This window comes from Frankia sp. CeTa3Moorea, from assembly GCF_978021225.1.
Genome location: NZ_CDXDOR010000088.1, coordinates 1 through 10,043 on the forward strand (window position 1 = coordinate 1; position 10,043 = coordinate 10,043).

The 10,043-nt window shown below is 72.3% G+C and carries 7 protein-coding genes and 1 pseudogene; 2 read left to right on the top strand and 6 right to left on the bottom strand.

All coding sequences use genetic code 11. The features are described from left to right. On the top strand, nucleotides 1-639 hold a 639-nt coding region (locus tag AC08OV_RS15455; RefSeq protein WP_476619841.1), incomplete at its 5' end, for an SAM-dependent methyltransferase. Nucleotides 640-1,139: 500 nt separating this feature from the next. Continuing rightward, the gene (locus AC08OV_RS15460) at nucleotides 1,140-2,669 is read left to right on the top strand and encodes a methionine--tRNA ligase (RefSeq protein WP_476619842.1); all 1,530 of its coding nucleotides are present in this window, start codon (nucleotides 1,140-1,142) and stop codon (nucleotides 2,667-2,669) included. A 63-nt stretch (nucleotides 2,670-2,732) separates the two neighbouring features. On the opposite strand, the gene AC08OV_RS15465 is transcribed toward AC08OV_RS15460, so the two are convergent. The 6 genes and pseudogenes from AC08OV_RS15465 to AC08OV_RS15490 all read right to left on the bottom strand — a co-directional run. Then, nucleotides 2,733-5,210, bottom strand: coding sequence for a heavy metal translocating P-type ATPase (locus AC08OV_RS15465; RefSeq protein ID WP_476615498.1), 2,478 nt, complete (start codon nucleotides 5,208-5,210; stop codon nucleotides 2,733-2,735). A 127-nt stretch (nucleotides 5,211-5,337) separates the two neighbouring features. Continuing rightward, nucleotides 5,338-5,559: a heavy-metal-associated domain-containing protein gene (locus AC08OV_RS15470; RefSeq protein ID WP_476615499.1), complete on the bottom strand. Its 222-nt coding sequence runs from the start codon at nucleotides 5,557-5,559 to the stop codon at nucleotides 5,338-5,340. 307 nt (nucleotides 5,560-5,866) lie between these two features. After that, nucleotides 5,867-6,889, bottom strand: coding sequence for a porphobilinogen synthase (gene hemB / locus AC08OV_RS15475; protein ID WP_476615500.1), 1,023 nt, complete (start codon nucleotides 6,887-6,889; stop codon nucleotides 5,867-5,869). Then, nucleotides 6,886-8,709, bottom strand: coding sequence for a bifunctional uroporphyrinogen-III C-methyltransferase/uroporphyrinogen-III synthase (locus tag AC08OV_RS15480; protein WP_476619843.1), 1,824 nt, complete (start codon nucleotides 8,707-8,709; stop codon nucleotides 6,886-6,888). Before AC08OV_RS15480 ends, hemB begins: the two co-directional genes overlap by 4 nt. Before the next feature lie 2 nt (nucleotides 8,710-8,711). Beyond that, nucleotides 8,712-9,884 (bottom strand): hydroxymethylbilane synthase, encoded by a 1,173-nt coding sequence (hemC, locus tag AC08OV_RS15485; protein WP_476619844.1) that lies wholly within the window; start codon nucleotides 9,882-9,884, stop codon nucleotides 8,712-8,714. Next, nucleotides 9,881-10,043 (bottom strand): annotated as a pseudogene (locus tag AC08OV_RS15490) (glutamyl-tRNA reductase); the annotation flags it as partial. The pseudogene AC08OV_RS15490 and the gene hemC, both read right to left, overlap by 4 nt.

The window sequence follows — 10,043 nt, forward strand, 5'->3', positions numbered from 1 at the left end:
CGTCGGGCCGCTCCCCGACGGACTGCCCCCAAACTAGCCCGCCCGCCCGGCGGCGTCAAACCAGTTAATCCGGGTATCGCCGGCCCCGGCTCCAGGAAGATCAGCCGGCAGTTGCTCGCGTCGCGCCGCTCACAGCCCCCTTGTCTATGTGTGCAACCCGGGGGTGGTACCGATCGTGCTGGTGCACGATCGGGCCCTACTCACCAGCGCCCCGAAGGTCGGACCGCGTATCTCGACGCTGACTTCCACGCCCCGGAGAAAATCCTGGCGTCTGAGCAGCTGCGGGAAACGCTCGACCTGGCCCAGCCTGTCGCGGTCATACATTTCATCGCCGACGACGCCGTCGTCAAGGACCTCGTCGGCCGGCTCATGCGTCCGCTTCCGACAGGCAGCATCCTGGCGCTGTCCACCTGCACGGCTGACAGTGCGCCCGAGGAGGTTCGTGTCGGGGTGGCCGCATACAACGCCAGTGGTATTCCGCTCGTCGCCCGAGACAGGGCCTGGGTCGAGCAGTTCTTCCATGGGCTGGAAATACTCGACCCCAGTGTGGTGCTTGTCAACCACTGGCACCCTGACGAGCTCGCCGCCGTGGACGATGCTCACGTGCACATGTACGGCGGCATTACCCGGAAGCGGTAACATGCCACGCCGCCGGACCGGCGGCCCCGCCGCGTTCGGCACTCACGGCAGGATGGTATGGGTCTCGTCAGGCTGCCTGAGGACCCGAGAGCCTGGCCGCGGTGTCCGCCGAACGGAGCGCGGCCCGGGCAGCGGGCTTCGCACGGTCGCCGCGGCGACCACCCCGCCGACGACGGTGCCGCATCCCACGGATGATCTCGCCGCCAACGTTCCCGGCGCGGCGGTCGGCGCGGCGAGCAGGTCGGGACGGGCCGGCGCCGGCAGAAGATCTGTACTCCGGTATCCGCTACTCCCACCTCGCTCCCCGGGGGCTACCGGGTGCGAGGTCGCGTAGGATTCACCCTGTGTCGAGGACACATGCCACGGCCGAGACGCCGGCCAGCCGGATGATGATGCACATGCCGTCCGGCCTCTTCCGCGCGTCTTGACAGACTGACCGATGAGGCCCTGACGGAGCCTCGTCGGTGAGGCTGCTACCGGGGCGGAAGGACTCACACCAGATGGGCCGCTACTTCGTGACGACGGCGATTCCGTACGTCAACGGCAAGCCGCACGTAGGTCACGCTCTCGAACTGATCGAGACCGATGCGTACGCACGTCATCTTCGTCAGCGCGGCCACGAGGTCCGGTTCCAGACCGGCACCGACGACAACGCCCTGAAGAACGTCCAGGCGGCCGAGGCCGAGGGGATCACACCCGCCGAGTACGTCGAGCGGGTCGCCACCGGGTTCGTGGGCCTTCGCGGTCCGTTGGGCCTCTCGTTCGACGATTTCATCAAGACCAGCACGGACCCCCGCCATCGGCCGGGAGTCGAGAAGCTGTGGTCGGCCTGCGCCGACCGCGGGGACTTCTACCGCAAGACCTACGCCGGTCTGTACTGCGTGGGATGCGAGCTGTTCTACCAGCCCGACGAGCTGGTGGGCGGCCGCTGTCCAGAACACGGGACCGTTCCCGACCTGGTGGAGGAGAGCAACTGGTTCTTCCGGTTGAGCCGCTATCAGGACCAGCTCCACGAGCTCATCTCCGCCGACCGGCTGCGCATCGAGCCCGCCACCCGCAAGCGGGAGGTACTGTCCTTCATCGAGGCCGGCCTGGAGGACTTCAGCGCGTCGCGGAGCATGAGCCGGGCCCGCGGCTGGGGTATTCCGGTCCCCGGCGACCCCGAGCAGGTCATCTACGTGTGGTTCGACGCGCTCGGGAACTACATCACCGCCCCCGGGTACGGCAACGACGACGACAGCTTCCAGCACTGGTGGAACGACGCCGACAGGCGAGTGCACGTCATCGGCAAGGGCATCATCCGCTTTCACGCCGTCTACTGGCCGGCGATGCTGCTCTCGGCCGGGGTGCGCCTGCCCGACACCATCTTCGTGCACGAGTATCTCACCGCCGACGGCATGAAGATCAGCAAGTCGGCCGGCAACGCCGAGGATCCCGCCGACATCGTCGCCGCCTTCAACACCGACGCGCTGCGGTGGTGGATGCTGCGCGACGTCGCCCGAGCCGGCGACACCGACTACACGACCGAACGGCTCGTGACCCGCGCGAACGAGGACCTCGCCAACAACATCGGCAACCTGGTCAACCGGACCGTGTCGATGGTGAAGCGGTACCGGGACGGGCTCATTCCCCCGCCCGCCCCCGACAATCCCGCGGCCGCCCAGCTGCGGGCGGTGCGCGACGAGGCCCCCCGGACAATCGACGACGCCTTCGCCGCCTTCGACTTCCGCCGGGCAGCCGAGGTCATCACGAGGATCGGCGACGAGGGTAACCGCTACGTGGAGGCCGCCCGGCCCTGGGAGCTCGCGAAGGCGGAGCGCAAGGAGGGAGCGTCGCGCGACGCCCTCGACGCAGTCCTCGCCGAACTGGTCGCCACGTGCCGGGAGCTGGCGGAGCACCTCGCGCCCTTCCTGCCCGATTCGGCACCGCGCATCGCCGCGCAGTGCGGCGACGGCGGGCCGCGGGCCGCCGATCCCAGCCCGGTGTTCCCGCGACTGGAGGCCCCGCCGGCCGAACCGGCCACGACCTGACCGACGCCGCGGAACCGATCCGGCCGGACCCGCTCAGGCCGGACCCGCTCAGGCCGGACCCGCTCAGGCCGGACGCAGTGCGGTGAAACGCCGCAGCCGCAGACTGTTCGTGACGACGAAGACGGAGCTGAACGCCATCGCCGCCCCCGCGATCATTGGGTTGAGCAGACCGGTCGCGGCAAGCGGCAGCCCGGCCACGTTGTAGGCGAACGCCCAGAACAGATTGCCCTTGATCGTGCGCAGGGTGGCGCGCGACAGTCGGATGGCATCCGCCACCAGGCAGGGATCCGCGTTGACGAGCGTCAGATCCGACGCCTCGATCGCCGCGTCAGTGCCGCCGCCCATCGCCAGGCCCAGATCGGCCTGGGCGAGCGCGGCGGCGTCGTTCACCCCGTCGCCCACCATGGCCACGACCCGGCCCTGCGCCTGCAAGCGACGGACCGCCGCGACCTTCTCCTCGGGCAGGACCTCGGCGATGACGTCCTCGGCCGCGATGCCGACCTCGGCGGCGACGGACCGGGCGACCGCCTCGGCGTCCCCGGTCAGCAGGACCGGGTGCAGCCCGAGCCGACGCAGATCGGCGACGGCCGCGGCCGCGGTGGGCTTCACCGTGTCGGCGACGCTGATCAGTCCGCGGGGACGGCCGTCCCAGCCGACCACGACGGCGGTGTGCCCGGCGGCCCGTTCCCGGTCCAGCTCGGCGGCGAGCGCACCCGGGAGTTCCGCGAACACCCGGGGCCGCCCGACGAGCACCGCATGCCCCTCCACGGTGCCGCGCACGCCGAGGCCCGCGGTGTTCGCGAAGTCCGCGACCGGCGGCAGCACACCGGCGGCCACCGCGTGCTCCCCAGCCGCGTCAGCGATCGCCCGGGCGATGGGGTGCTCGCTCGCCTCCTCCACCGCCGCGGCGAGCCGGAGCACCTCGGCGGCGTCCTCGCCGGGGGCCGGCAGCACCGCGACAACCTGCATCCGCCCGCTGGTCACCGTGCCGGTTTTGTCGAGTAGGACGGTCTGGACCCGCCGCGTCGACTCCAGCACCTCCGGGCCGCGGATGAGGATGCCCACCTGCGCACCGCGTCCCGTCCCGACCAGCAGCGCCGTCGGCGTGGCCAGGCCCAGCGCGCAGGGGCAGGCGATGATCAACACGGCGACGGCCGCGGTGAAGGCGTCGGTCGCCGGCTGCCCGAGAGCCAGCCAGACCCCGAGGGTGACGAGCGCGATTATGATCACCACCGGAACGAACACCGCCGAGACCCGGTCGGCGAGGCGCTGGACGCGGGCCTTGCCACTCTGGGCCTCCGTCACGAGCCGGGCGATGCGCGCCAGCTGCGTGTCGGCGCCGACCCGGGTGGCCCGGACCACAAGCCGCCCGCCGGCGTTCACCGTCGCCCCGACGACCGCGTCACCCGGGGCGACCTCGACGGGCACCGACTCGCCGGTGACCATGCTCGCGTCCACCGCCGACAGCCCGTCGAGCACGACGCCGTCGGTGGCGATCTTCTCGCCCGGACGGACGACGAACTCGTCCCCGATCCGCAGCGCCTCGACCGGGATCCGTTCCTCGACCCGCCGCGGGCCAGTCCCCCGCGCACCGTCCGCCGGCCGGTCGCGCAGCACGGTGACGTCCTTTGCCCCGAGGTGGAGCAGCGCCCGCAGGGCCGCGCCGGAACGCCGGCGGGCACGTGACTCCAGGAATCGGCCGGTGAGCAGGAACACCGTCACCCCGGCGGCGACCTCCAGGTAGAGGGCTGTGCCCGCGCCGCCGTGGGCACTCCCGCCGGTGCCGTGGCCACTCCCCGAGTGGCCGATCTCGCCGGCCGAGGCTTCCGGGCCCGGGAAGCCGCCGGTGAACGAGAACGAGTGCCGCATCCCCGGTTCGCCCGCTCCGCCCAGGAACAGGGCGTACAGCGACCAGACGAAGGCGGCCAGCGTTCCGAGGGAGACCAGGGTGTCCATCGTCGCGACCCCGTGCCGGGCGCCCCGGCCCGCGGCCCGGTGGAACGGCCAGCCTCCCCAGAGCACGACCGGCGTCGCCAAGGCCAGCGAGACCCACTGCCAGTAGTCGAACTGCCAGGCGGGCACCATGGCCAGTGCGATCACCGGCACGGCGAGCGTCGCCGAGACAGTCAGCCGGACACGTAGCGCCCGCAGCGCCGCGCCGGGCGCGTCGTCCTGCGTGCCGCCGCTGTCCTCGGCCTCCGCCGCACCAGTCGCATACTCGGCCGCGGTGTCAGTGCCGGCCGCGGTGCCGGTGTCGGCCGCGGTGCCGGTGTCGGCCGCACCCGGCCCACCCCGGACCGGGGTCGCGGAGTATCCCGCGGCCTGTACCGTGCGGATCAGATCATCGAGACAGACCGCGGGGGCTTCGGTATCCGTGAGGGTGACGGTGGCCTTCTCGGTGGCGTAGTTCACCGAAGCGGTGACGCCGTCCATCCTGTTGAGTTTGCGTTCCACCCGCGCGGCGCACGACGAGCAGGTCATCCCGCCGATCGCGAGCTCGATCCGCGCGGGGTGACCCGTTCCGACGTCGAGAGTGGTCATCAGATCTCCCCTTCCGGCGGATTCCTTACAGCGGATTCCTTACAGCGGACTGGAAGGTACTGCCGGTCGCGGACCGTGGGACCGGACACACCCGCCGGCCACCGGCACCGTTGGCACCACCGAAGCGCTACGCCCGCCCGACAAGCTCGTATCCGGCCTCCGCAACGGCCTCCCGGACGGCGCCGTCCTCGACGACGCCGTCGCTGACGAGAGTGACCCGGCCCTCGGCCAGCTCCACGGCGACGTCCGACACGGTCGGCAGCCGCGCGAGCTCCTCGGTCACGGATCGGACGCAGTGCTGGCAGGTCATCCCGGCCACCGTGTAGGCGGTCGTGTAGGCGGTCGTCATGGCCGTTCTCGTCTCCTCGTGTAAGCCGCCCCGGTCCCGATGGATCTGCCCATCCCACCGGCCACCGGCGCCCGTCCGACCCTCCGAACATACCCTCCCCCCGTATAGTGTACCGGTACCCAGTGGGGGTACCTTCCGAACCAATGGCCGATCATCACGGGAGAGATCCCGCCCACGCCGACACGGGAAGGCCGCGACGCACAGCCCCCACCCTGAGCAACCTAACGGACGCTTTCCACGAACGCCGGACTCCCGGCACCACCGTGGCGAACCGTCGACGTTGAGGAACCGCCGCCGCGAGGGACGGTCAGCGGGAGGCGGCCAGGCGGCGGGCGACCTCGGTGGCCCAGTAGGTCAAGATGATGTCCGCCCCGGCCCGGGAGATCGCGGTCAGCGTCTCGTCGATCGCCCGGTCCCGGTCGATCCACCCGGCCGCCGCGGCAGCCTCCACCATCGCGTACTCGCCCGACACCTGGTAGGCCGCCACCGGTACGTCCACTGTGTCGGCCACCGCCCGCAGCACGTCCAGGTAGGCCAGCGCCGGTTTCACCATCACCGCGTCCGCGCCCTCGGCAAGGTCGAGCGCGACCTCGCGCCGGGCCTCCTCGGCCGAGCGGGCCGGATCCTGCTGGTAACCGGTCCGGTCCCCGAACTGCGGGGCGCACTCGGCAGCCTCGCGGAACGGCCCGTAGAACGCCGAGGCATACTTCACCGAGTAGGCGAGGATCGGCAGGTCGATGAAGCCCTCCGCGTCCAGCGCGGCCCGGATCGCGCCGACCTGGCCGTCCATCATCCCGCTCGGCGCGACGACCTCGGCACCCGCACGGGCCTGCGCCACGGCGATCGCGCCGTAGCGCGCCAGGGTGGCGTCGTTGTCGACCTCCCCGGAGTCGGTGAGCAGACCGCAGTGCCCGTGGTCGGTGTACTCGTCCAGGCACAGGTCCGTCATCAGGACGACGTCGCCACCGACCTCGGCGACGAGATCGGCGAGCGCGAGCTGGACGATGCCGTCCGGGTCGTCGGCGGCCGAGCCGCGGGCATCCTTCTCCGCGGGCACACCGAACAGGATGAGCCCGCCCACGCCGGCCTCGACGGCCTCGACGGCCGCCTCCCGCAGCGAGGAGCGGGTGTGCTGGACGACACCGGGCATCGAGGCCAGCGGAACGGGATCGGCCACGCCCTCCTTGACGAACATCGGCAGCACCAGGTCGGACGGGTGCAACCGCACGTTCGAGACCAGCCGGCGCAGCGCGGGCGAGCGGCGCAGCCGGCGGGGACGTGCCGTCGGGTATCCGGCTGCGGCCCCGTTCCCCCGGGCCGGCACCCTCACCGCCGCGAGCCTCGCCGTGGCTTCGGCAACCGCGCGGCGAGCGGCCCGATCTTCCCGAGCTCTTCCCGGTGTTCGGCAGCGAACTCCGCCAGCGCCCCGACAAGGGCAGAGATGGACGCCTCCGGAGCCTGCACGTCGACGCGCAGCCCGAGCTCCTGGGCAGTGGCGGCCGTCGCCGGACCGATCACGGCGATCACCGTCGTCTCGTGGGGCTTGCCGGCGATGCCGACCAGGTTGCGCACGGTCGAGGACGAGGTGAAGACGACCGCGTCGACCCGGCCGCCCTTCAGCGCCTCCCGGATGGAGGCGGGCGGCGGAGCCGCACGCACGGTGCGGTAGGCCGTCACGTCATCGACCTGCCAGCCGCGTTCCTTCAGGCCGGCGACCAGGGTCTCGGTGGCGATGTCGGCGCGCGGCAGCAGCACCCGGTCGAGCAGGTCGAGGGTGTCGTCGAAGTCCGGCCAGTCCGCCAGCAGCCCCTCGCTGGACTGCTGCCCGGACGGGACGAGATCGGGCCGGATACCGAAGGTGCGCAGCGCGTCGGCCGTCGCCTCGCCGATCGCCGCAACCTTGACCCCCGCGAACGCGCGGGCGTCGAGGCTGCGTTCCTCGACCTTCTCCTGCACCGCCTTGACCGCGTTGACCGAGGTGAAGGCCACCCACTGGTAGCGCCCGGAGACCAGACCGGTGATCGCGCGCTCCATCGGGGCGGCGGTCCGCGGGGGCTCGACAGCGATCGTCGGCACCTCCAGCGGGCTTGCGCCGTGCGAACGCAGCAGGTCGGACAGGATCGCCGCCTGTTCCTTGGTCCGCGGGACCAGCACCGTCCAGCCGAACAGCGCCCGGGTCTCCCACCAGGACAACTTGCTGCGGGTCGCGACCACCGAGCCGATGGACAGCACGACCTGGGTGATCGGGGTGGGGGCCGCGGTCAACAGCGGTGCCGTGTCCGCCTCGACCCGATCGAGCGTCGAGGTAACGGTGCGCTGGTCGGTGGTGGTGCCGTCCACGGTCACCGCGATCGGGGTGTCACCGGGCCGCCCGTGCTCGACGAGCGCCGCCGCGACCTTGCCGACCTCCGTCGGCGCCGCCGTGACCACGAGGGTGCCCGGGGTCTGGGCGAGGGCACCCCAGTCCAGGTCGCCGGGGGAGGAGATGGGCGCACCGAACCCGCCGAAGCCGCCCGGGGCACCGAGGCCCAGCGGCGAGCCGAACCCGCCGGTTCCCAGGCCACCGCCGAGCCCGCCCCCGAGACCGGCGATCGGCCGCCCGCCCAGCCGCGAGGCCCCGAACGGAGGACCGGTGAGCGGACCCACCGGCTCGCTCCCGCCGAACGGCGAGGACGCCGGCACGGTGCCCGACGACGAGAAGACCCCGGAGGTGCTGGCGAAGGTGACCGGCGCGCCCGGGGCGACCCCGGCGTAGGTCGCGACCGCGGCGCCGGTGAGGATGCCGGGCACCACCCGATAGGGGATCTTGGCCTTCGCGAGCGCCTGGGCGTCCGCGGCGCCGATGCGAGTCAGCCACGGATCGGAGGCGTAGAGCCGGACCACCTTGTCACCGGCACGGGCCCTGCTCACCACCGCGGCGGTCGCCGCCTCCGCGTCACGGACCGGCTTCGGCGCCTCGAGGTCGCCGATGCGCAACACTTCGGCGGTGAGGTTCTCCACCACCGCCGGCGCCACCTCGGGATCGGCCACCACCAGGTCGGCGGCGGCCAGGGTCTCGACCGCGAGGACGGTGAGCAGTCCGGGATCACGTGGTCCGGCACCCACCAGGGCGACCGGGGAGACGGGCTTCTTCGTTCGTCGGGTGGCCATGCTCAGCGGGTTCCCATCAGCGAGTGTGCTCCGGCGGACAGCATGTCGTCCGCGAGGCGCTGCCCGAGCGCCTCCGGGTCGACGGCGGATCCGGTGACGTCACGCCGGAGGACATCGCTTCCGTCCGGCGCGGCGACGACCGCCCGCAGGCACAGACGACCCGCGGGAGGCGCACCGCCGGCCTCCGCCGCAGCTCTTTCGGCCGGCTCCGGAAGAAGCTCGGCCAAGGCGCCGACCGGGGCAGTACAACCAGCTTCGATGCCGGCGAGGAACGCGCGTTCCGCTCTGACCGCGACGGACGACGATGCGTCATCGAGCACAAACCGTAGCAGCTCGGCGAGGCCCGTATCGACGGGCTGGCCGGCATCTGACCACGTTTCGCCACCGGTTTGTCCCGCAGCGGGACCCGAACCCGCCGCGGCGGGCACCAGAGCGCGCGCCGGGCCGGCCACGACGAGCCCGGCACCGCCCGTACACTCGATCGCCAGAGCTCCCTGACCGGGCGCGGGCAGCATCACCGTGGGTTCGAGGATCTCGGTGACGGCATCGAGCCGGTCGAGCCGCGCCAGCCCGGCGTGCGCGAGGACGACCGCGTCCACCTCACCGTCGATGGCCTTCTTCAACCGGGTGTCGACATTGCCGCGGATCGTGACGACCTCCAGCCCGAGGCCGAGAGCACACAGCTGCGCGGCGCGACGCGGAGATCCGGTCGCGATCCGGGCGCCGGCCCTGAGCTCGGCCAGGCGCCGCCCGCTCGGGGCGACCAGCACGTCCCGGGGGTCCGCCCGCGGCGGGACCGCGGCGAGCACCAGACCGGGTGGGGTGGCCGTTGGAAGGTCCTTCAACGAGTGGACCGCCAGGTCGATCTCACCAGACAGCAGGGCGTCGCGCAGCGCGCTGACGAAGACGCCGGTCCCGCCGATCTGGCTGATCTCCCCCGACGAGCGGTCCCCCGCCGTGACAATCGGCACCAGCTCGACGGCGCAGCCCACCCGCGCCCGCAGGGTGGCGGCGACCGTCCCGGACTGGGCCAGCGCCAGCGCCGAGCGCCGCGTTCCCAGCCGCAGCCGGCGACCGGCGAAACGGGCCAGCAGGTCGGCGCCGGTACTCGCCGCGCCGATGCTCGTCGGATCGGTACTTGTCGGATCGGTACTCGTCGGGTCGATCCCCGTCACGAACGCTCCAGCAGATCAAGGTCAGGCGCGGACACCACGGCGGGCACCTCTCGCGGCAGATCGAACAGTTCCCGCAGGGCCTCGGCGTAGGCGTCTCCGCCGGGCGCCCCGGCCAGCTCCTGCACCCGCACGGTCGGGGCGTGCAGCAGCTTGTCGACG